Raw genomic sequence first — 22,111 nt, forward strand, 5'->3', positions numbered from 1 at the left:
CGTGGTGGCCCTCCGCCGATCGATCTACAAGTCGCCCGCCCAGCTGCGGTCGATGATCGAGCCGGGGCTCATCACGGCGGCGGCGCTCGATGCGGTTCGGGCGATGATCGCCCCTGGCGTCACGACTGAGGAGCTGGATGCCGTCGCCTACGACGTCATCCGCTCGCGCGGCGCACGCTCGAACTTCCAGATGGTGCGCGGCTACCGGCACACGATCTGCGCGTCGGTGAACGAGCAGGTGGTGCACGGCATCCCGTCAGCCCGGGTCCTCGAGCCCGGCGACATCGTCTCGATCGACGCCGGCGCCGAGTTCCAGGGCTGGAACGGCGACTCGGCCTTCACCGTCGTGGTCCCCGACCCGACGCGCCCCGAGGTCGTCGCGGAGCGGGAAGAGCTGTCGCGGGTGACCGAAGGGTCGCTGTGGGCGGGAATCGCCTCGCTCGCCTCGGCGCGCCACCTCGCCGAGATCGGCGCCGCCGTCCAGGACCACATCGATGCGTCCGGGCATGGGTACGGCATCCTGCGCGACTATGTCGGCCACGGGATCGGACGGAAGATGCACGAAGCGCCGTCCGTCTTCAACTACCGCGTTTCCGATCCTGGTCCTGAGGTCCGCCCCGGGCTCGCGCTCGCGATCGAGCCGATGGTGGTCATCGGCGACCAGGCGACGTTGGTCGAGGACGACGACTGGACAGTCTCGACGATCGACGGCACGGCGGGTTCCCACTGGGAGCACAGCGTCGCGGTGCACGATGACGGCATCTGGGTCTTCACCGCACCCGACGGCGGCAGGGCCGGCCTGGCACCGTTCGGTGTCACGCCTGTGCCCGTCGCGTAGTTCCGCAGAGCACAGGAGGAGAGCGGCATGGCCGAGCGCAAGGTGAACTGGTTCGCGATCTGGATCAGCGTAGGGGTCGTCGTGGTCCTGCTGATCATCGCGGGCGTCGTGGTGTGGGGCAACAGCCAGGCCACGGCACCGGGCGAGGCGCCGCAGGCGTCGAACATCGACGCGAAGACGGGGGCGATCGCCGTGGGCGACGGCCCCGATGACCTCGCGACGTACATCGACTTCATGTGCCCCGTGTGCGGGCAGTTCGAGGACATCTACGGCGAGACGATCCAGGGCCTCGTCGACGACGGCTCGATCACGCTGAACATCCATCCGATCTCGATCCTCGACCGGGCCTCACAGGGCACCGAGTACTCGACCCGGTCGGCGAACGCCATGTACTGCGTCGCGGTCGCCGATGCCGAGGCATCCCTCCCGTTCCTCCAGGCGATGTACGCGAACCAGCCCGAGGAAGGTTCGACCGGTCTCACGGACGACCAGATCCTCGCGATCGCCTCGGGCGTGGGCGTGACGGGCATCGACGACTGCGTCAACAACGGCAGCTACTCCAAGTACGTGACCGCGATGACGGAGGAGACGCCCGTCCAGCCAGACGCAGCAGGCATCGGCACGCCCACCGTGCTGCTGAACGGCGAGTTCGTCAAGCTGACCGGCGACCCCCAGAAGGACCTGGTCGACGCCCTTCAGGGCTGAGGGTGGGCGCGGTTTGCCGCGGCATCCTTTATCACGTATGCTTGTTCTTTGGTGCGTTGCGCCTGTATTGGCGTGTCCAAGCACCAAAACCCCCATCCACCGCAGATCGATCGGTCTGCACAAGTGTTAGCGAGCGTATGGCGAAGAAAGACGGTGTCATCGAGATCGAAGGCGTGATCTCCGAGGCGCTGCCCAACGCGATGTTCCGCGTTGAGCTGAGCAACGGACACAAGGTCCTCGCCACGATCTCGGGCAAGATGCGGCAGAACTACATCCGCATCATCCCGGAAGACCGCGTGGTCGTGGAGCTCAGCCCCTACGACCTCACCCGCGGGCGCATCGTCTACCGCTACCGCTAGACCGATCGAGAAGTAACACCCCAGGCGGTTCCGCCTGCCCGGTGAAGACAGCGAAACAGGAAAATCATGAAGGTCAATCCCTCCGTCAAGCCCATCTGCGACCACTGCAAGGTCATCCGCCGCCACGGTCGCGTCATGGTGATCTGCAAGAGCAACCCGCGTCACAAGCAGCGCCAGGGCTGATCGGATGCCGCGCCCGGCGCGGCCCGTGAGCTCACAACTCAACACACACAAAGGCAGGATCAGAACCCGCGAGAGCGGGGGACACCTCGGGCGGAGGCCCGAGCACCGATCCTGCTCCACACCTCCACTCACTCCCAGGAGAACCGCATGGCACGTCTTGCCGGCGTAGACATCCCGCGCGACAAGCGCGTGGTGATCGCCCTTACCTACATCTACGGTGTCGGACGCACCCGCTCCAACGAGATCCTCGCTGCGACGGAGATCGACGAGAACATCCGCGTCAAGGACCTCACCGACGACCAGCTGATCGCGCTGCGCGATCACATCGAAGGCAACTACAAGGTGGAGGGTGACCTCCGTCGCGAGGTCGCCGCCGACATCCGCCGCAAGGTTGAGATCGGCTCGTACGAGGGCGTCCGCCACCGTCGCGGCCTGCCCGTGCGCGGTCAGCGCACCAAGACGAACGCACGCACCCGCAAGGGCCCGAAGCGCACCGTCGCCGGCAAGAAGAAGGCGCGCTAGGCCGCCGCCTGCGCTCAGGACTCAGGAGAACAAGCACATGGCACAGGCCAAGTCAGCCGCGCGCAAGCCGCGCCGCAAGGAGAAGAAGAACATCGCGCTGGGCCACGCCCACATCAAGTCGACGTTCAACAACACCATCGTCTCGATCACCGACCCGTCGGGCGCCGTCATCAGCTGGGCGTCGTCGGGTGGCGTGGGCTTCAAGGGCTCGCGCAAGTCGACGCCGTACGCCGCCGGCATGGCCGCGGAGTCCGCTGCCCGCCAGGCGCAGGAGCACGGCGTCAAGAAGGTCGACGTCTTCGTGAAGGGCCCGGGCTCGGGTCGCGAGACCGCGATCCGCTCGCTCCAGGCCGCCGGCCTCGAGGTCGGCTCGATCAACGACGTCACGCCCCAGGCTCACAACGGCTGCCGTCCCCCGAAGCGCCGCCGCGTCTGATCCTCAGAGGCTTTCCATACGTCGGTCCGCCCGGCGGCCTACTCGTTTGTTGAGTAGGCCGCCGCAGGCGCCCGTATCGAAACATCAGGATGCCTCGGCCTGAGGCATCCGCTGCACAAAACTCAACACCTCACCCACCGCACGTGTCATATAGCGGGCACGTGATCGAAAGGAACACATAGTGCTCATCGCACAGCGTCCGACCCTGACCGAGGAGAAGATCGGGGAGTTCCGCAGCCGTTTCATCATCGAGCCGCTGGAGCCCGGCTTCGGCTACACGATCGGCAACGCGCTCCGTCGCAGCCTCCTCTCGTCGATCCCCGGTGCGGCCGTCACGAGCATCCGCATCGACGGTGTCCTCCACGAGTTCAGCACCATCCCCGGTGTCAAGGAGGATGTGACCGAGATCATCCTGAACATCAAGCAGCTCGTCGTCTCGAGCGAGCGCGATGAGCCCATCACGGCGTACCTGCGCAAGACGGGTGCCGGTGAGGTCACCGCCGCCGACATCTCCGCTCCCGCCGGCGTCGAGATCCACAACCCCGACCTCGTCATCGCGACCCTGAACGACACCGCGAAGTTCGAGCTCGAGCTCACGATCGAGCGTGGCCGCGGCTATGTCTCGGCGACGCAGAACCGCAACGAGTACGCCGAGGCCGGACAGGTTCCGATCGACTCGATCTACTCGCCGGTCCTGAAGGTCAGCTACCGCGTCGACGCCACCCGTGCGGGTGAGCGCACCGACTTCGACAAGCTGGTCCTCGACGTCGAGTCCAAGCCCTCGATCGCGCCGCGCGACGCCGTCGCCTCGGCCGGTCGCACGCTCACCGAGCTGTTCGGTCTCGCCCGCGAGCTGAACGTCGAGGCCGAGGGCATCGAGATCGGCCCGCCGCCGGTCGAGACCGTCCTCTCCAACGAGCTGTCGATGCCCATCGAGGATCTCGACCTGTCGGTCCGCTCGTACAACTGCCTGAAGCGCGAAGGCATCAACACGGTGTCCGAGCTCGTCGCCCTCTCGGAGACGCAGCTGATGAACATCCGCAACTTCGGTCAGAAGTCGGTCGACGAGGTGCGCGACAAGCTCATCTCGCTCGGCCTGTCGCTGAAGGACTCGGTCCCCGGGTTCGACGGCGCGCACTTCTACGGCGGCTACGACGACGAGACCATCTGACCGGATGCCGCGCACCCGGCTTCGCGGCCGGGTCGAAGCATCCGTGAGACCGACTTTCTTCCTCTGGAGTAATTGATATGCCCAAGCCCACCAAGGGTCCCCGCCTCGGAGGCGGCCCCGCACACGAGCGCCTGATGCTTGCGAACCTCGCGGCCGCGCTCTTCACGCACAAGAGCATCACGACGACCGAGACGAAGGCCAAGCGCGTTCGTCCCCTCGCCGAGCGCCTCGTCACGTTCGCGAAGCGCGGCGACCTGCACGCGCGTCGTCGCGTGCTGTCGGTCATCGGCGACAAGACCGTCGTGCACGAGCTCTTCACCGAGATCGCGCCGCTCGTCGCCGACCGCCCGGGTGGCTACACCCGCATCACCAAGGTGGGCAACCGCAAGGGCGACAACGCCCCCATGGCCGTCATCGAGCTCGTCCTCGAGCCGGTGAACCCGAAGGTCAAGGCCAAGAAGGCCGCTCCGGCCGCCGCTGCCGCCAAGGTCGAGGAGCCCGCCGAGGACGAGGCCGCTGAGGTCGAGGCGACGGACGACAACGCCACCGACGACACCGCAGCCGAGGCCGGCGCCGAGTCGCCCGAGGAGGGCGCTGCCGCCGAGGCCGCCGCCGAAGAGGCCGTCGTCGACGACGCTGCTGGCGAGAAGAGCGAGTAACACCGCTTCTCGCGCGGATGCCGGCATCCGGCATCCCTGCATTCACGAGACCCGCTGGACCTTCTGGTCCCGCGGGTTTCGTGCTTTCCGAGGACGTGACGCGGGGACCGGGCCACGGACGTCACGGGAGTCACTATCGGGCGCTCGCGGCATCCCGCTAGTCTGAGCGCATCCCCCGGGGGCCGGGGGTTTCGGGGTTCAGGAGCGTGCGTCACGCGCATTTCCGGCGGCCGGGCTGTGGAGTCCGACCAGAGCGAGCCGGCTGCGGCAGCAGCCCAGTGGGTGGGCACACCGCAGCCTCGTCGGCGCGCCGGTCTGTCGATCTACTCGATCCTCCTGATCATGCTGCTGTCGGTGAGCGTGCTCTCGAGCATCGTCGTCGGGGTCATCGGGTATCTCAACGGCACTCAGGCACTGCGGGCGATCGCGACCGAGAAGCTCGTCGAGATCCGCGAGAACCGGGCGCGGGAGGTCGTCCAGCTGTTCGGGACGATCGAGAACGCAGTGCGCCTGAGCGCGATGAACGAGACGAGCAAGCAGGCGGCCCTCGCCTTCAGCGAAGGATTCGCGCAGCTGGACGGGTCGCAGCTCGATCCCGCGGCATCCACTGCTGTGGACGACTACTACGACGAGACTTTCGCCACCCAGCTCGCCGAGGCGACCGGTCAGGATGTCGACGGGGCGACCTTCGCACCGCGGGATGCCGCCGCGCGCTACCTGCAATATCACTACGTCATCCCCTACGAGACCTGGGAGGACGCCATCGTGGTCGATGACGCGGGCGACGGCAGCGCCTGGACGGCCGCCCACGCGAAGTACCACGACTACTACCGGGCGATGACCGAGCTGCAGCGCTTCGAGGATGTCCTGATGCTCGACACGCAGGGCAATGTCGTCTACACGGCGTTCAAGGGAGTCGACCTCGGGGCGAACCTGCTCGAGGGGCCCTACCGGCTGTCGAACCTCGCCGATGCGTACCGGCAGGTGATGAGCCGCAACATCGCGGGTGAAGTGGTGTTCTCCGACTTCTCGGCCTACAGCCCGAGCCTGGGGAATCCCGCGGGGTGGGCCGTCACGCCGATCTCCGTCGATGACCAGGTCGTCGGTGCGCTCGCGATCGAACTCCCGATCGACCGGATCAACGAGGTCATGACCGTGGGCGGCGAGTGGGCCGACAACGGCCTCGGGGAGACCGGCGAGACCTATCTGGTGGGCCGGGACGGCACGATGCGCTCCATCTCGCGCCAGTTGCAGGACGAACCGGATGCGTATCGCTCGTCCGCGGTGGCGGCGGGACTCTCACCCGGGGCTGCGGCGCTCAGCGTTCAGAACGGCAACACCCTCCTGCAGCAGGTCGTCACCGCAGACGCCGTCGCCCGCGCGCAGGCGGGCGAGGACGGGGCGATCGTCGAGCGCAGCTATCTGGGACGCAACTCGATCACGGCGTACGCGCCGCTGGCGGTCGGCGACCTCGGCTGGGTGATCGTGGCGCAGGAGAGCTATGACGAGGCGATGGCGCCCGTCGAGGATTTCACCCGCAACCTGTTCCTTTCGACGGCCGCGATGATCATCTTCGTCTGCCTCCTCTCGCTGGTGCTCGCGCAGGTGTTCGTGAGACCGCTGCGGCGACTCAAGCTCGCAGCCCAGCGCATCGCGGCGGGCGAGGAGGGCGTGCAGGTCGACGCGGGGTCGAGCGATGAGCTCGCCGACGTCGCGACCGCCTTCAACGACATGAGCCGCAGCCTGCAGATCAAGTCCGACCTCATCGAGCGGCAGGAGAAGGCGAACGAAGCCCTGATGCTCTCGTTCATGCCCGAGGGGATCGCCGACCGCTACAAGCACGGCGACGACGCGATCACGCAGGACAACGACGACGTCACGGTGATCTTCGCCGACATCGTCGGCTTCGAGGAGCTGGCGCTCACACTGTCGTCCGGCGAGGCGATCGCGAAGCTCAACGATCTCATCCGCATCTTCGACGAGGCGGCCGAGCGGTACGGGGTCGAACGCGTGCGGACGACCCGGCAGTCGTACGTCGCGAGCGTCGGACTCGGGACGCCGCGGGTCGACAACTCGCGGCGGGCGGTCGAGTTCGCGATCGAGCTCCACACGATCCTCGAGCGCTATTCGGCCCAGCAGGGTCTCGAGCTCGACCTCCGGGCCGGCCTCGATTCCGGGCAGGTCACGAGCGGTCTCATCGGCCGCGCCCGGATCGTCTACGACATGTGGGGGGATGCTGTGAACCTCGCCTATCGCGTGCAGGGCGACTACGACGAGGCGGGCATCTACCTGACGCAGCGCGTCGCCGACCGTCTCCCCGACACCATCACCCTCGTACCCGCGGGCGAGGTCACGACGAAGAGCGGAACGCAGCGCGTGTGGCGCGTGGAAACCAGCGTCCCGGTCGTCGGGGGCTGAGGCATCCGTGATCGTGCGGTCTGAACGGCAGGGGGCCTCGCGATGAGCGGGATCACGACGCAGCCGTGGTTCTGGCCGGCGGTCATCGTCTCGGTCGGGCTTCCGCTCGTGCTGATCGGCCTGACCGAGTTCGCCAACATGCTCCAGCGCACCGGCAGCAGGGCTGCGCCCATCGTCCTGATGGTGCGCAACTACCTCGTGCCGGTGGCCGGGGTGCTCGTGCTGCTGAGCCAGCCCGGTGCCTGGGAGGGCTCCGGCACCTGGCCGAAGGTGATCTGGACGATCTTCGGGCTCCTCGTCATCGTCGTCACGATCAACGCGGTCAATCACCTCGTCTTCCACCGGGCCGAGAAGGGCTCGTGGCGCGACCGGTTCCCGACGATCTTCAGCGACCTCATCCGGTTCGTGTTCATCATCGTGGGTGTCGCGCTGGTGTTCTACTGGGTCTGGAATGCCGATGTGGCGGGGGTCTTCGCCGCGCTGGGCATCACCTCGATCGTGGTGGGCCTTGCCCTGCAGAACGCGGTCGGCTCCATCGTCTCGGGGCTCTTCCTCATCTTCGAGGCGCCGTTCCAGCTGGGGGACTGGATCGACACCGGCAGCGTCCGCGGGCAGATCATCGAGGTCAACTGGCGGGCGGTCCACCTCGACACGGGGAACGGCATCGTGGTCATGCCGACGGCGGAGCTCGCCGAGGGGTCGTTCACCAACCTCTCGCGGTCGGTGGACCCGTACTCCGCGACGAAGGAGGCATCCTTCTCCACCGACGATCCGCCGCTGCGAGTCCGTGAGATGCTCATCGACGTCGCGCGCGAGATCCCGCTCGTCTCGCCCGATCGCGAGCCCACCGTGGCGTCGGCGGGGGGAGCGAAGTACCGGGTGTCGATTCCGCTGCAGTCGCCGGGCGACGAGGGTGCGGTGCTCGACGCCTTCACCACGCGGCTCTGGTACGCCGCACGCCGCGCGGATCTCCACCTGGACGGCGACCTCACCGACGACTGGAACAGCGCGGACCGGCTTCTCGCGGCCCTTCGGCAGGTGTCGCCGGCTCTGAGCCTCCACCCCGCCGAGGCCGAGGCGCTCGCCGAGACCGCCCGCCTCGAGCGGTACGCGCAGGGCGAGGTGATCCTGCGGCCGGGAACGGTGCCGCACGCCACGCGCTTCATCCTCTCGGGGCGCGTGATGCTCGGAGTGCCGACCGATTCGGGATTCGTGCAGATCACCGAGCTGTCGCGAGACGACGCCGTCGGGCTCACCGCGCTCACCCGCAGCCGGACCATCTCGCGGGCGATCGCGCTCACCGAGGTGGAGGTCGTGAAGATCCCCGTCAGCGTGCTCGACGACATCGTGCGCGCGCATCCGTCCCTCGCGCGCGAGGTCGTCCGCGAGAACGACAACCGAGTCCGGCTGGCGCGGTCGGCACTCGAGGCGGTGGGCGAGCGCCTCGACCCCACGCGCCGGGTCATGGGGTGAGGCGGCAATAGGCTGAGGCGGTGCGGATCCGCCTCGACATCGCCTACGACGGAACCCAGTTTCGCGGGTGGGCGCGCCAGCCCGGGCTGCGCTCGGTGCAGGGCACGCTGGAGGATGCGATCACCCGCGTGCTCGGCGGAACCCCGCGGCTCGTCGTCGCCGGTCGGACGGACGCGGGGGTGCATGCGGCGGGACAGGTCGCGCACCTCGACCTCGATGAAGACCAGGTCGCCCGACTCGTGGCGCGGCCGGGGCGGCAGGATGCGGCATCCGGAACCGCTCCTGAACCTGCCGCGCGGCTCGCGCCCCGCCTCCGCGGCGTGCTGGGCGCCTACCCGGACGTCGCCGTTCACGCCACTTCGCTTGCGCCCGCGGGTTTCGACGCCCGGTTCTCGGCCGTGTGGCGACGCTATGAGTACCGCGTCGCCGACCGCGTGTCGGGGTACGACCCGCTCGAGCGGCTGCGGACCACGAACGTCCGCGCAGACCTGGATGTGGATGCGATGGATGCTGCTGCCCGCAGCCTGATCGGGCTCCACGACTTCGCCGCCTACTGCAAGCCGCGTGAGGAGGCGACGACGATCCGGACGCTCCTCGAGTTCGACTGGCATCGCGATGCGACCGGCATCCTGATCGCGAACGTCAAGGCCGATGCCTTCTGCCACTCGATGGTGCGAGCGCTGGTCGGCGCCTGCGTCGCGGTGGGGGAGGGGCGCCTCGAGGTGGACGACGTCGCCTCGATCCGCGACGACCGCGAGCGCGTGCCCGAGGTGAAGGTGCTCGCGGCGCGCGGGCTCACCCTGACCGCTGTCGGTTATCCGGCCGACGAGCAGCTGGCGGGGCGCGCCGAGCAGACGCGGGCGCGTCGTGACCGCGAGTAGATCGCCACTCGGAACCGGGCACAGACCCCCGGCACAGCCGGCGCGTCACAGCACCGCAATACGCGGCCCGTACACTTCCGATGTGCCCCGTACCCTTCTCGTCGACGCCGTCGGCTCGTGCATCGCGATCGATCTGAGCGGCCTCGACCCCGACGACGAGGCGGCGGTCCGCACGGCCTGGGCGGATGCCATCATCCCGGACGGGACGGATGCCGCGCCCGAGCCGGCGGGGACGGTGAGCGCGCTCGGCACCGACCGGGTGCAGATGCTCTCCAGCCTTTCGCAGACTGTCACGCTCGCGGCGATCGATGCCGCACGAGGACGGGCGTGGATGCTGCACGCCGCCGGCATCGCGATGCCCGACGGCAAGGTCGTGGTGTTCGTAGGTCCATCGGGGCGCGGCAAGACGACCGCGGCGCGCGCGCTCGGAGAGACGTACGGCTACGTCTCGGACGAGACCATCGCGATCGACGAGGACGGCCGGGTCTGGCCGTACCGCAAGCCGCTGTCGGTCATCGAGGATCCGGCCGCCCCGAAGACGCAGATGGCTCCGTCCGACCTTAACCTGACGCCGCTCCCCGCCGCGGAGCTGCACGTCGCGGCCATCGTCATGCTGGATCGGGATGCCGCACATCCCGAGGCCCCGGTCGTCGAGGACTCCGATCTCGGAGACGTGCTCGGCGAGCTGGTCGCGCAGACGAGCTTCCTCCCCGACCAGCACGCCGCGCTGCGGTTCATCGCCGCGCTCGCGACCGCGACCGGCGGCATCCGCACGGTGAAGTACCGCGAGGCGGTGACGCTGCCGGCGATCGTCCCGCAGCTCGTCGCGCGGCCGGCGGCGCCGCTCGTGCTGCCGGAGCTGCCGCAGCACGAAGCGCCCGCGTCCGACGTGGCGCTCGCTGCGAGTCGTGGGGACGCCGCCGACTCGGCCCTCACGGGCGCCCGCTTCTCGCGCGTCGCCGTCGCCGACGAGGTCGCGCTCGAGCACCCCGATCGCATCGCGATCCTCACCGTCGACGCCGAACAGCGGGGGCACGTGAGTGTCCTCGGCGGCATCGCGCCCGCGGTCTGGCGCGTCGCCGAGAACGCCACGCTCGGCCAGTTCGTGGATGCCGCGACCAGCACCTACGGCGAGCCCGACGGCTTCGATGCCCGGGCTGCCGTGCTCATCGCGACCGGCGAGCTCTTGGACGCCGGGCTGCTCACCTCGGATGAGCCGCTGCTCACGCGCCGCGCAGACGTCGCATGGGTCGAGGGTGAGGAGCGGATCATCGCGCTTCCGCTCAGCCCCTCGGGGGATGGCGCGATCGCCGCGCCGACCGCACTCGCGGGCTCAGCCGCACTGATCTGGGAGTGGCTGGAGCAGCCGATCACGCTGACCCAGCTGACCGCCCGTGCCGCGGCGGCCGCCGGCGCGGCAGAGGTGGGCAACGCCGCCACCGTGGTCGAGGACGTGGCGGACTTCGTCGCCCAGCTGGTCGAGTCGCGGCTGATCGCGTCGCAGCCCGCAGCCTAGCCGCGACCCTCAGGTGCGGCGGGCCGCGCGCGCCCCTCTCGGGGCGAGGTGGAGGCGAACATTCGCACTGCTATGGTGAGGCTAGCGAAGGCGCCCATGGGCGCCTTCGCTTTTTCGTACCGACCTCACTATCGCTTCAACTCGACCTTGGAGACCATGTTGAGCGCCGCCCACACAGCACTTCCGACCAACTCTCCCGAGACACGAGAGCCCGCACTCGGCAGACGTCAGCTGCTCAAGGCCGGCGCCTGGGGGGCTCCGGCGCTGGTGATGACGGCAGCGGCGCCCGCGGCATCCGCGAGTCACCCCGATGGCCCGCAGCTGAAATTCGAGAACTTCGGCCCGTACCTCGACCAGGATCAGGGGCAGTATGTCGGTGTCATCCTCAACGGGCGAGTCTTCGTCGACTATGCGGCACCCAGCCAGCCCGTCGGCAACGTCACGGTGACAATCTCCTTGCCCGCAGCCTTGTTCTCCACGACGTCGACGGTGACCTTCCTGTCGGGGTCTGGGAGCAACTGGGCCAAAGTCGGGTCTGGCGTGCTGCAGGGGAGCGTGGTGACGTTCACCTTCATCTCGGCGCTGAACCTCACCACCACGGGGCCGAGCGATACGGGCACCTACAACGTGAGCTTCTCCAGTATCGAGATCCTCGCCCCGGGCACCATCGCGGTGGGCGGCATCGCCCTTGCCCCCCACGCGAAGTCGTTGGCGGGGGAGCTGACGATCACAGTCCCCTCGTCGTAGAGAAGATCCCACTCGGTCCGTTGCCGGAGAGTGCGACCAACCCGGCCGATATCACTGTTCTGTCGGTCGCGCACCCGATACCTCACGGGTCGCCCTTCCGCCGTAGGGTGGAATCCGTCACGAGCATGAGGAGTCGAGATGAGCGGCAGGGAGTCGGCATGAGGGTGATCTCGTACAACCTCCGCAAGCATCGCGCCGCCGGTGAGCTCGTGACGCTGGTCGAGGCCCACGGTGCAGACGCCTTGTGCCTGCAGGAGGCCGATACGGCCGACATCCCGGAATCCATCGGTGGTCTGCGACTCGCTCACTCGACGCAGCGCAATCGCCTGGGGCTCGCGGTCTACTACCGCGAGAACACCTTCCGCGTCGTCGACGTGCGCGCCCTCAGCCTCAAGAAGTCGCTGCACGACCGGATGCTCAAGCCCGCAGAGGAGCGGATGCTGGGCGTCAGGCTGCACGACATCGATCACGGTCGAGACCTCATCGTCGCGTCGTTCCACGCCGCGCCCCTCACCGCGCTCAACTCGCTGCGCCGCCACCAGATCCGCACCGCGCTCAGCGAGCTGCAGCAGCTGGGCGAGGGGCTTCCTACGCTCATGGTCGGTGACTACAACTATCCGGTGTTCAAAGAGAACCTCTGGCAGAAGGTGCGCGAGCAGGGCTACGAGCTGAGCATGAGCGATGCGCACACCTACACCGCCTACCGGTTCTTCCGCGGGCACTACGACTTCGCGACGTCCGCCGGGTTCACGATCGACAAGGTCAAGACGCTGCCACAGGGGCTGAGCGACCACCTGCCGATCCTCATCACCGCCGAGCCGACCGCGGGTGTCGCGTTCGGCGCGGCAGAGCAGACCAGCGCCTAACGCGCCAGAAGATGGCGACAGCCTCACCGCGATCTCGCGACCGGCGCGGAGGCACACGGCCTCGATTCGGCGTGATGGTCCTGACGCTCGTCGCGGCCGTGTGGATGCTCGTGCTCGCCGGGCTGCCGCTGTACGTGTTCCCCGGGATCGACCCGGTGCGAAAGAGTGACGTCGCACTCGTTCTCGGACCGCCGATGGACGTGCGCCTGTCGGTCGCGGAGCGCCTCCGCGACGAAGGTCTCGCCGACCGCATCGTCATCTCGGTGCAGGCGGCCAACGGCCAGACGGCGGGCGACATCGCGCTCTGCCAGGAGGCGGAGGTCACCTGCGCGGTAGCCGAACCGTCGACGACCCGCGGTGAGGTGCTGCTGATGGCCGAGCGCGCGAGCGCCTCGGCGGCGCCTGACGCGCCGTCGGTGATCGTCGTGACCTCGACGCCGCACGTCGCCCGCACCCGCTACTGGTTCAGCAAGTGCTACCCGGGACGATCGACGGTCGTCGCCGCAGGCGAGCCCGCCACGGTGGTGGAGTGGGCCTATCAGTACGTCTACCAGTCGCTCGCGTTCGTCAAAGCGGTGTTCCAGTCGTGTGCGCAGACCGCCGCGGAGCACTGACGCCGAGCACGGACGTCGAGCACTGACAACGGGCGGTGACGTCGAGCGCTGACGTCGAGCGCTGACGTCGAGCGGGGACGTCGAGCGCGGACGACGAGCACTGACGACGAGCGCTGACGACCGGCGCTGACGCCGAGCACCGACGCCGAGCGCTCACGACGAGCACTGCCGCCGAGCACTGCCGCCGAGCACCGACGTCGAGCACTGACGACGAGCGCTGACGACGAGCGCTCACGACGAGCGCTGACGACCGGCGCTGACGCCGAGCACTGACGACGAGCGCTGACGTCGGGCACTGACGACGAGCGCTGACGACGAGCGCTGACGACGAGCGCTGACGACGAGCGCTGACGACGAGCGCTGTCGACGAGCACTGACGACGAGCGATTGCAGTCACGCGACCACGTCATAGCGCGCGCGACCGCCCAGCCGCGGAGTTCGATCCGGATCGACACTGCCGGGAGGGATGAACCAAACACGGGCGTCCGTGCCCGGGCCCTCGATCGAGATCTCCCAGCCGTTGTCGTGGATGCGATGGTGACAGGACTCGCAGAGGAGGAGCCCATTCGACAAGTCAGTGGGTCCGGCATCCCTCGCCCACCATCTGATGTGATGGGCTTTCGTGTGGGATGGAGGAGCGCCGCACATCGCACACCCACCGTCGCGCTCGACCAGCGCAAGGCGTTGGGCTGGGGTGAACAGTCGCTTGGCACGGCCCCAGTCGAGGATCTCGCTCTTCCCGCCGAGCACGCAGGGGATGATGGAGCCGCCGGCAGCCATGCGTCGGGCGGTCTCGACCGAGACGGGCGCCGAGAGGCCATCGATCGTCGCGTGACCTGTGCCGTCGGTCAGGTCGCTGAGGCTCATGCGAACCACCACGGTCGCTCCTTCGAGCGGAAGCTCGCTTCGGTCACACCCCAGCGCATGCGTCGCGATCCTGGCGAGGGCATCCGCCTGCATCTGCCGGATCGAACGCTGCGGGGCGTCGGGACCGGCATCGCGCTGAGCCCGCAGATCCGCTGTCACCTGCGCCTCGATGGCCGCTTTGACAGGGGCCCCATGCTCGGGATCGAGGTGGGCCGTGACCGAGATCATGCCGTTGCGCTCCTCGCGCACCGTCGCCCACCGCTCCGCTCGCAGATCGTCCTCGCGGAGCCCCACACCGTCGGGATCGATCCATGCTTCGACCCTCAGCACCAGCTTCGACAGCTGGTCGTGGGTGAGGCCTGCGGCGCGCTCAGCGAGGAGCTTCTCGCCCTTCTCGACGCCGTGCCGGCCTGCGCGGATTGCGACCTTGTCGAGCATCGTGATGATCGCGCCAGCGGCGTGCGCTCCGATCGTCCCGGCCGCAAGTGCCTCGGCGACGTGGGGGTGTCGAGCCGGTGCCGCTTCGCCGGTGAGAGTCATGCGCGGTGCGGTGGCCTCGCCCACCTGCACCAACCGGGAGGCTTCACCGAAAGTCGTGCCGATCGTCGCGGCAATGAGGGTCGTCGGGTTTCGGAAGCCCTGCTGCTTCGCGAGACTGTCAGGCCCGAGTTCGGGCCGGGACTGACGTGCGATCTCGGACGCGACTCGCGCCTGCGCAGCATCCATCAATCTGCGAGCTCGCCCCATCGCCTGATTCAGTTGTACGAGCCGCTCGCGCGGCAGCGACTCGATCGGCTCCCCTTCGTTCAGCGCGCACATCTGCTTCACCTCTTCGAGGAGTGCGGCGACGGGGTTGGTCATAGAAGAACGGTATCGCCACCCTCCGACATTCGTTCGAATGTCGACGAGCAGGAGCTCCTGACCAGCACGCCGGCGTCGGGGCAGACGACCACCCAGTTGAGCCGAACCTCAGGGACCGACTGCCAAGGGGCGCTTGAACTCCCGTCCGTCGCCCGCTGCCACTCGCACTTCGTCGCCCGCGCCACGCCGCCGGCACTGGCGCCGCCCGCACCGCCCGCACTGGGCCACTCGCGCCTCGTAGCGTGCTCTTCGGCGCCCGCGACGCGCGACCGCGCAGCCGGCACCGCGCCGCCCGCTGCCACTCGCACTGCGTCCCCCGCGCCGCGCCGCCGCACTTCGCCGGCCGCGCCGCGCCGCCCGCGCCGCCCGCYGGCACCTCGTCGCACGCTCTTCGGCGCCCGCGACGCGCGACCCGCGCCGCCCGCACTGCGCCACCGCGCCGCCCGCCGCCACTCGCGCTGCCGCCTCCGCAGGTGGACTCGCGAACCCATAAGTTCCTTCCGAGCCCATGCGCTGCTGCACAGGGTCTCGGCAACAGCTCATGGGTTCGCGAGTCCGCAGCGCCACCCGCACCGCCCGTCGTGCGCGCAGACCGCCGCCGATCACAGGGGCGAGCGAAGCGGGGCGCCCCACGGGTCCACCACCGAAGAACCACGGGCCCACCACGGAAGAACGACGGGCCGGCCAGCGAAGAACGACGGGTCCACCACCGAAGAACCACCGGTCCGCCGCCGAAGAACGACGGGTCCACCACCGAAGAACGACGGGTCCATCACCGAAGAACCACGGGTCCATCACCGAAGAACGACGGGCCCGCCAGCGAAGAACGACGGGTCCACCACCGAAGAACGACACCGAAGAACCACAGTCCCGCGAGCGAAGAAAGACGGGGCCCCGACCTGAGCGGTCGGGGCCCCGTCGTTCTCGAGGTGCGGGTGGGTCAGATGCCGACGTTCTGCTTGCGGTTGCGACGCACGGTCGCAGCCACGGCGAGAGCTCCACCGGTGAGCACCAGCGCGCCGCCGCCGACCCAGAGGCCGAGGAGCGAGGCGCTGTCGGTGCCGGTCACAGCGAGGCTGTCGTCCGAGCCGCCGCTGGTGCTGGCGGTGGTGACCGAGACGGAGGCGGTGCCGCCGGGTGAGGTCTCCGAGAAGGCCTCGAGGTTGTAGGTGCCGCTGGCGTTGCTCGGGAAGGTGATCCCGATCGACAGCGCACCCCCGGAGGTGGACGTCGCCGAACCCGACGAGGTGGTCGCGAGCTTGAGGTAGCCGACCTTCGCCGAGGTGTTGCCTGACACCCGCACCGAGACGAACTCGCCGGGGGTGAACGTGCCGTTGACGCAGTTGAACGTGACCGTGGCGCCAGGGGTGACGACCGTGGGCACAACGCTGCACGCGTTGGACGGCGGATAGATGGATGGTGCTGCCTGGGCTGCCGTGGGCAGTGCCAGAGCAGAGGCCGCAACGAGAGCTGCGACCACGGCGGTCTTGCGGATCGTGTGCTTCATATAGGTCGTACTCTTTCGTGCAGGCCGTGAGGCGAGGGACAGATCAGTTGGAACGAACTGGTGGTTCATCGGAGGAACAGACTGCGAGTACAGCAAAAGGCACCGCGAGAGGTGGACGTGAATCTCATCCGAGCTGCGGTGCCCTGGTTTCACTGTAGGGAAGTTCACAGGCAAGCGCCAACTTGAGGAGTTACGTCTGTGTTAACTGTCGGCGTCACCCACGCGTCCAGCTGAGCGCCCGTCGGGGCCGTGGTATCGGCTGTGATCGTGACGGTGGCGGACTCGCCCGGGGCGAGTGTCGTCTCGAAACTCACGACCCTCCTGCCGTCGTGGAATCCGCCGCCGAAGCCGGATTCCGGTGTGATCTCGGCCCCGGTCAGCTCGAATCCCTCGGGCAGATAGAGGTAGCCGACCGTCTTCGCGGAGCCCGGGGGGACGCCGTACGCGCCGCCGCCGGTGATGTAATCCGGGAGTCCCGAGGCCGGTGCCGTGTTGCCGATTGTGACGGCGAGCGTCGCGGTGCCCGAGGCGCGGCCCGCGGCATCCACGGAGCACTGGCCCCATGCGAGCTGGGTCTCGAGCGTCTGATAGAAGTCCATCTTCGAGCCCGTGCCGTCGTTGACGAACACGCCGAAGGTGGAGGTCAGGTCGTCGGTCGGCGGGAGCGCGCCGGCGAGCGTGCTGTCGGCGAGGACGTCCTGGTCTTCCGCGTGCGCGCTCCACAGGAACAGCCGCCGCTCGTCGCCCGCATGGCCGAGGGCGGAGATGAGCGTCGATGCGTCGACCTGGCCGCGCGCGATCGCGTCGAACACGGCGCGTGACGCCTCGTTGAAGAAAGTGTTCTGATCGACGGGGTCGGGATAGCGGAAGTACACGTCGTTGAGGAGGAGCAGCACGGCGTTCTCGGACGACAGGACGTCTCCGGACGGGAGGGTCAGCGGACCGGTCGCCTCGAGCAGATAAGAGAGCGCGACCGGATCGATCGCGATCACGCCGTCGACCTCCACGCCGTGCTTCTGCGCCCACATCGCCTGGGCCAGCGGACCCGAGACGGTGAAGTCGGGCACCTGCGTGACGTTGTGCATCCAGGTTGCCGGGCTCTGGCCGTAGATCGCGACGACCTCCGGGTCGAGTTCGAGCGCCGGCGGGTCGAACTGCGGGAAGTTCTGCGCGTAGTCCTGCTGCACGAGCTGCATCCCCCCGCCCTCGGTGTGGACGAGGGCCTGGGCGCCCGTGATGCCCCCCAGCGAGCGCCATTCCGCGTTGTTCTGGAAGAGGATGAGGTAGTTGCGGGGCCCCTCCGCGCCGAGCATCGCGGGCAGGAGCACGGACGCGCGGGCCAGGGCGTCCGTCCCGCTGCGGGCGGTGTTCAGGATGCCGCGCACCTCGTCGACGACATCGCGCAACGGCGCGAGGAGCGCGACCTGATTGATGCGATCCACCGAGTCGGCGGCAGCGGCGATGCCGTCCGCCGCGGCGGTGGCGGCATCCTGCACTCCGACGAAGGTCGAGAGCTCGATGCGTCCGTCAGCCGGCTTCATCGCGGCGGGCGTCAGGGTGGCCGCAACTTCCGTGAGGGGCGTGAGGGCGCTGCTCGCGACGTCGTCAGCGGCCGCGGCCATGGTGGAGACCGCCGAGAGCTGCGGCCCGATCCAGGGGAGCTTCTCGGCGACCTGCCACACCGGGTCGCTCGTGAGCGCGCGGGCGGCGGCGGTCTCCTGGCCGACCTCGGCGATTCCAGCGGCTGCGGCCGCGGGATCGTCGATGAGTTCGACCACCTGCTGCACCTCGCTCCGAGCGGCGAGGAGGTGGTTCGCCGCGATCGCTCCGCGCACACCCAGCCAGACGACTGCCGCGATCGACAGGAGCAGCAGCGCGCTGAGCGCGATCACGACGAACCTGCCGGCCACGCGGGCGGGACGAGGCAGCGGGCTGTCGCTCACGAGAGGCGCCTCACGGGGGAGGTCGGGAGCAGGTGCGATGGAGCGGTGCGGAGCATGCGACCGGGGTCAGGCCTTCGCGCGCCGGCGGGACGGCCCGGGGGTCGAGTCTTCGGGCGCCGTCTCGACGGTCGGTGTGTAATCTCCCTGGTACTGGTAGCCGTAGTAGGCCGCGTCGGCTCCGGTGCGGGGCACCTTGTTGAGCACGACGCCCAGCGAACGGGCGTGCGCCTTCTCGAGGTTGCCGAGCGCCTTGTGGAGCATGTCGTACGTGGTCTTGCCTGCCGACACCACCACCACGGCGCCATCCGCGTTCGTGGCGAGCACGGCGGCATCGGTCACCGGCAGCAGCGGAGGCGAATCGATGATGACCAGCGCGTGCTTGGTGAGGCCGGCGATGAGGTCGCGCATCTTCTGCGACCCGAGCACTTCGCTCGGGTTCGGAGGCGTGCGCCCCGCGGCGATCACGACGAGGTTCTCGCGCAGCGGCAGCACCTGGGCGACGTCGGCGAGCTCGGCGCGATCGGTCAGCACGTCGGTGAGCCCCGCGCCCTCGGGGAGTCCGAAGAGCGATGCGATCATGGGGCGACGCAGGTCGGCGTCGATCAGGACGACGGGCTCGCCGGCCGCCGCGATGCTCACCGCCAGGTTGGCGGCGATGGTCGACTTGCCGTCGCCCGGGATGGGGCTCGTCACGACGATGGCTCGCGGCGGGTTGTCGATGTCGATGAAGCGCAGGTTCGTGCGCAGTTCGCGCGTCGCCTCCGCGATCGGCGTCGCGGAGTCGTTGCGCCCGCTGAAGGTGAGCACCTTGCGCTCGGAGGACAGTTCCTTGGATGCGGGAAGCGTGCCGATGACCGACACTCCGGTCTCGCGCTCGATGTCGCGCGGGTTGCGCACGCGCTGGTCGAGCACATACCGCAGCACCGCATAGCCGATCCCCAGCGCGAGGCCGATGAGGCCGCCGAGCAGGAGGTTCAGGCGCGTGTTCGGGGAGGAGGGGGCGCCGGGCAGGCGCGCCGAGTCGCCGGGGATCACGGCGACAGCTGCTTCGGATGCCGGTCCCTCGAGCTTCTCGATCTCGTTGATCATGCCGCGCACCCACGACTCGGCGAGGTCGCGCGCCTCTTCCGGTGTCGGCCCGTCAGCCGACACCCGAAGCACGACCGTGTCGAGGGGGTTCGTGACGTCGACGCGGCCGACGAGCGCCTCGGGCGTCGTGTCGAGGTCGAGGTCGGCGATCACGTACTCGGCGACCGACCGCCACGACCCGATGTCGATGTAGCTCTTCACGACGCTCTGCGCGAGCTGGTTGCCGACGAGGCGCGTGCCCGCGTCGCCCGAATCCGCGGCCGCGTTGACGATGGCGCTCGTCGTGGCGGTGTAGACGCGTGCCTGCGTCGCGCTCCAGCCCCACGCTGCGGCCACCCCGAGGATGGTCAGCAGCAGGATGCCGAGCCAGTGCGCGCGCAGGATGCGCAGGTAGTCGCGAAGTTCCATGTGGTGCTCAGCCCGTTACAGGTTTCCTGTCTTGGTGGCAGGCGCATAGACCACGTTGTTTATGAGGAACTCGAGCGTGTATTTCCTGTCGAGCGCGCTGTCCTGCTTCTGGTAAGTGGGGAACGTGATGGTCGCAGGGCCGGCTGAAATGGAGTTGGTTGTCGCCACGTCGTCTGCCGTGTCCGTCGCCCCGGGCGTGATGGTGCCTCCCGAGAATGTCCCGATGAAGTTGTCGTTCTTGTGTTTGGGCGTGACCGTGAGCCGGGCCACTACGGAGACATTTGCGCTGATGCTGAGCGAGACGACGACGTCCTTGCCGTTATTTCCCGTCCCAGAGGGCTGGAACGTCGAAGGAGCGACCGTCGGCGACGCGGTCACCAGCGAGACGGTACCCGCCGCACTGCCGCCGGTGAACGACGTGTTGGGCGTCGGCGTGGAGCCATTCGAGGCTGCGGTCCAGGCTCGGTTCGTGAGTGCGGTGATGCCGGAGGACCCGAGAGTGAAGCTCAGTGCCTGGGACTGACCGGGAGTGAGCGTGCCGGCGAACGTGAAGGTGAAGCTGACCTTTGTCCCGGACACAGTGCCCACAGACGGTGTCCAGTTGGCAGTCACGCCCGTCGGTGTCGTGGTCGCGATTCCGGCGGCATCGACCGACACGACGACCGAGATTCCCTGGACCGTGCCGCCGGTCTTCGTAGTTGTCTGGTTGGTGACGGTGAGGGCGCCGGTGATTCCGTTAAGGGTGCCCGAGCCCCACGCATAGCCGAGCGACGCTCCGCTGATCACGAGGGTCAGTGAGCCCGATGCGGATGCCGCTGGCGTGGCGACAGTCAGCGCGACCACCGGTGCGGCCCAGGCGCCGGCGGTGACGAGCTGGCGGCGGCTGAGCCCTTGCTTCTGCGGTGCGGCGGGTTCATGTGAAAGTGCGTCGGACATCAGTTCTCCCCCAGGAGGCTCGATGGAAGTTGTCCCACCGGTCGGGCGACCACGGGGAAGCGGCGGAGCACAGGCAAAAGGCGACATCGTTATTCGCGCGACGTCGCCCGGTCCAACCTAGCAACACTCAGCGCGGCGGAACGTCCGGGGCAGGAGTGTTTACGTGCCTGTAACGGAGCGCACGGAGGGCGACCGGGAGCCCCCGCATTCCGCGGGCCCATCGTTGCGCGCGTGCCTCGAGGAGCGACATGCGGCGCGGATCGCTCTGGGGGCGGGCGGCGAGGATGTCGGCATCCGTCGGCCAGAAGGCGCGCCACGCGAGCGCGAGACGACCTCGCCACGGCGTCGATCGCCACAGCACGAGCCACGGGTATGCGCCCTGGGAGGCCGATGCCACGCGTGCGCGCCATGCCCGCAGCGCCGGCGACTCGTCAAACGGCGCCTCCGCGCCGAGCGCAAGGAGAGGCTCGGCGAGGGTGCCGGCGCAGCCCGTTGCCACGGCGAGGTCGCTCAGTTCTGCGCGCTCGTCGTCGGTGAGCGAGAGCGACTCGAGCCCGTCGAGCTCGTCGCGGTGCCGCGGGCTGACGGCGCCGTCGCGCAGGGCGTGGAGCCCCATGACGAGCAGGCTCGACAGCCGGTCCGGAATCTCCGCGTCGACGTGGGCGAACGCCAGGCGCTCCCGGCGGTTCCAGAGCTCCTCGAAGACGACGCCCTCGTCCTCGAGGAAGCCGGGGTAGCGGTGATGCACGTCGATGTCGCACGGCCAGTCGTTGTGGAGGAACGTCACGGAGTGCGGGTCGGCGCGCGTGTTGATGAACGGCATCACCCGCTCGCGCCATCCCGCCCGTTCAAGCGCAGCGCAGAACGGCCCGAACGCGCCGGGTTCGACGAGCAGGTCGACGTCAGCCGACAACCGGGCCTCGCGCAGGCCGTGGTGGGCGAGCGCGCCGCCCTTCAGCACGAGTGCGCGGATGCCGAGGCGCTCCGCCAGTGCGGCGGCCCATGCCGTGGCGAGGTCGACGGCGTCGCCCAGCGGCAGCTGGACGTTCTTCGGCGCGGAGGCGGGCACCATCCCAGTCAAGCTCATGATGGTGACGAGGTGAAAACGCCCG

General features: G+C 68.8%; 21 protein-coding genes. 15 read left to right on the forward strand and 6 right to left on the reverse strand.

Annotated elements, in window-relative coordinates:
• Nucleotides 1-4: 4 nt before the first annotated feature.
• The 15 genes from map (at nt 5) to AC1DP3_RS14915 (ending at nt 13,388) form a co-directional block, all read left to right on the forward strand.
• Nucleotides 5-838, forward strand: a complete 834-nt coding sequence (gene map / locus AC1DP3_RS14845; RefSeq protein WP_477294639.1) for a type I methionyl aminopeptidase — start codon at nt 5-7, stop codon at nt 836-838.
• 27 nt (nt 839-865) lie between these two features.
• Nucleotides 866-1,543 (forward strand): DsbA family protein, encoded by a 678-nt coding sequence (locus AC1DP3_RS14850; RefSeq protein WP_477294575.1) that lies wholly within the window; start codon nt 866-868, stop codon nt 1,541-1,543.
• Between the two features lie 137 nt (nt 1,544-1,680).
• Entirely contained in the window at nt 1,681-1,902 is a 222-nt protein-coding gene (infA, locus tag AC1DP3_RS14855) for a translation initiation factor IF-1 (RefSeq protein ID WP_017201569.1), read from the forward strand.
• A gap of 66 nt (nt 1,903-1,968) precedes the next feature.
• Nucleotides 1,969-2,085, forward strand: a complete 117-nt coding sequence (gene rpmJ / locus AC1DP3_RS14860) for a 50S ribosomal protein L36 (RefSeq protein WP_005050492.1) — start codon at nt 1,969-1,971, stop codon at nt 2,083-2,085.
• 147 nt (nt 2,086-2,232) lie between these two features.
• Nucleotides 2,233-2,607 (forward strand): 30S ribosomal protein S13, encoded by a 375-nt coding sequence (rpsM, locus tag AC1DP3_RS14865; RefSeq protein WP_477294577.1) that lies wholly within the window; start codon nt 2,233-2,235, stop codon nt 2,605-2,607.
• Between the two features lie 37 nt (nt 2,608-2,644).
• Complete coding sequence (rpsK, locus tag AC1DP3_RS14870) at nt 2,645-3,043, forward strand: 30S ribosomal protein S11 (RefSeq protein ID WP_477294579.1); 399 nt, start codon at nt 2,645-2,647, stop codon at nt 3,041-3,043.
• 181 nt (nt 3,044-3,224) lie between these two features.
• Nucleotides 3,225-4,214 carry a DNA-directed RNA polymerase subunit alpha gene (locus tag AC1DP3_RS14875; RefSeq protein ID WP_477294581.1) on the forward strand — a complete coding sequence of 330 codons (990 nt, stop codon included), beginning with the start codon at nt 3,225-3,227 and terminating at the stop codon, nt 4,212-4,214.
• A gap of 77 nt (nt 4,215-4,291) precedes the next feature.
• Nucleotides 4,292-4,873: a 50S ribosomal protein L17 gene (gene rplQ / locus AC1DP3_RS14880; protein ID WP_477294583.1), complete on the forward strand. Its 582-nt coding sequence runs from the start codon at nt 4,292-4,294 to the stop codon at nt 4,871-4,873.
• Nucleotides 4,874-5,110: 237 nt separating this feature from the next.
• Entirely contained in the window at nt 5,111-7,291 is a 2,181-nt protein-coding gene (locus tag AC1DP3_RS14885; RefSeq protein WP_477294585.1) for an adenylate/guanylate cyclase domain-containing protein, read from the forward strand.
• Nucleotides 7,292-7,333: 42 nt separating this feature from the next.
• Nucleotides 7,334-8,764, forward strand: coding sequence for a mechanosensitive ion channel domain-containing protein (locus AC1DP3_RS14890; protein WP_477294587.1), 1,431 nt, complete (start codon nt 7,334-7,336; stop codon nt 8,762-8,764).
• A 20-nt stretch (nt 8,765-8,784) separates the two neighbouring features.
• On the forward strand, nt 8,785-9,645 hold the full coding sequence (gene truA, locus AC1DP3_RS14895; RefSeq protein ID WP_477294589.1) for a tRNA pseudouridine(38-40) synthase TruA: 861 nt from the start codon (nt 8,785-8,787) through the stop codon (nt 9,643-9,645).
• Between the two features lie 82 nt (nt 9,646-9,727).
• The gene (locus AC1DP3_RS14900) at nt 9,728-11,161 is read left to right on the forward strand and encodes a PqqD family peptide modification chaperone (protein WP_477294591.1); all 1,434 of its coding nucleotides are present in this window, start codon (nt 9,728-9,730) and stop codon (nt 11,159-11,161) included.
• A 159-nt stretch (nt 11,162-11,320) separates the two neighbouring features.
• The gene (locus AC1DP3_RS14905; protein ID WP_477294592.1) at nt 11,321-11,908 is read left to right on the forward strand and encodes a hypothetical protein; all 588 of its coding nucleotides are present in this window, start codon (nt 11,321-11,323) and stop codon (nt 11,906-11,908) included.
• Between the two features lie 158 nt (nt 11,909-12,066).
• The gene (locus tag AC1DP3_RS14910; RefSeq protein ID WP_477294594.1) at nt 12,067-12,774 is read left to right on the forward strand and encodes an endonuclease/exonuclease/phosphatase family protein; all 708 of its coding nucleotides are present in this window, start codon (nt 12,067-12,069) and stop codon (nt 12,772-12,774) included.
• Nucleotides 12,775-12,848: 74 nt separating this feature from the next.
• Nucleotides 12,849-13,388, forward strand: coding sequence for a YdcF family protein (locus AC1DP3_RS14915; protein ID WP_477294596.1), 540 nt, complete (start codon nt 12,849-12,851; stop codon nt 13,386-13,388).
• A 393-nt stretch (nt 13,389-13,781) separates the two neighbouring features.
• Here the strand turns inward: AC1DP3_RS14915 and AC1DP3_RS14920 are convergent, their stop codons facing one another.
• From AC1DP3_RS14920 to AC1DP3_RS14945, 6 genes are all read right to left on the reverse strand, one after another.
• Nucleotides 13,782-15,116 carry a DUF222 domain-containing protein gene (locus AC1DP3_RS14920; protein ID WP_477294598.1) on the reverse strand — a complete coding sequence of 445 codons (1,335 nt, stop codon included), beginning with the start codon at nt 15,114-15,116 and terminating at the stop codon, nt 13,782-13,784.
• A 940-nt stretch (nt 15,117-16,056) separates the two neighbouring features.
• Nucleotides 16,057-16,623, reverse strand: coding sequence for a cell wall protein (locus AC1DP3_RS14925; RefSeq protein ID WP_477294600.1), 567 nt, complete (start codon nt 16,621-16,623; stop codon nt 16,057-16,059).
• Between the two features lie 164 nt (nt 16,624-16,787).
• On the reverse strand, nt 16,788-18,566 hold the full coding sequence (locus tag AC1DP3_RS14930) for a DUF4012 domain-containing protein (protein ID WP_477294602.1): 1,779 nt from the start codon (nt 18,564-18,566) through the stop codon (nt 16,788-16,790).
• 66 nt (nt 18,567-18,632) lie between these two features.
• Nucleotides 18,633-20,063 (reverse strand): tyrosine-protein kinase domain-containing protein, encoded by a 1,431-nt coding sequence (locus tag AC1DP3_RS14935; protein ID WP_477294604.1) that lies wholly within the window; start codon nt 20,061-20,063, stop codon nt 18,633-18,635.
• A 15-nt stretch (nt 20,064-20,078) separates the two neighbouring features.
• Complete coding sequence (locus AC1DP3_RS14940; protein WP_477294606.1) at nt 20,079-20,999, reverse strand: hypothetical protein; 921 nt, start codon at nt 20,997-20,999, stop codon at nt 20,079-20,081.
• Between the two features lie 127 nt (nt 21,000-21,126).
• Nucleotides 21,127-22,068 carry a nucleotidyltransferase family protein gene (locus tag AC1DP3_RS14945; RefSeq protein WP_477294608.1) on the reverse strand — a complete coding sequence of 314 codons (942 nt, stop codon included), beginning with the start codon at nt 22,066-22,068 and terminating at the stop codon, nt 21,127-21,129.
• Nucleotides 22,069-22,111: the final 43 nt, after the last annotated feature.

It is taken from the genome of Microbacterium sp. P5_B6, assembly GCF_056400345.1.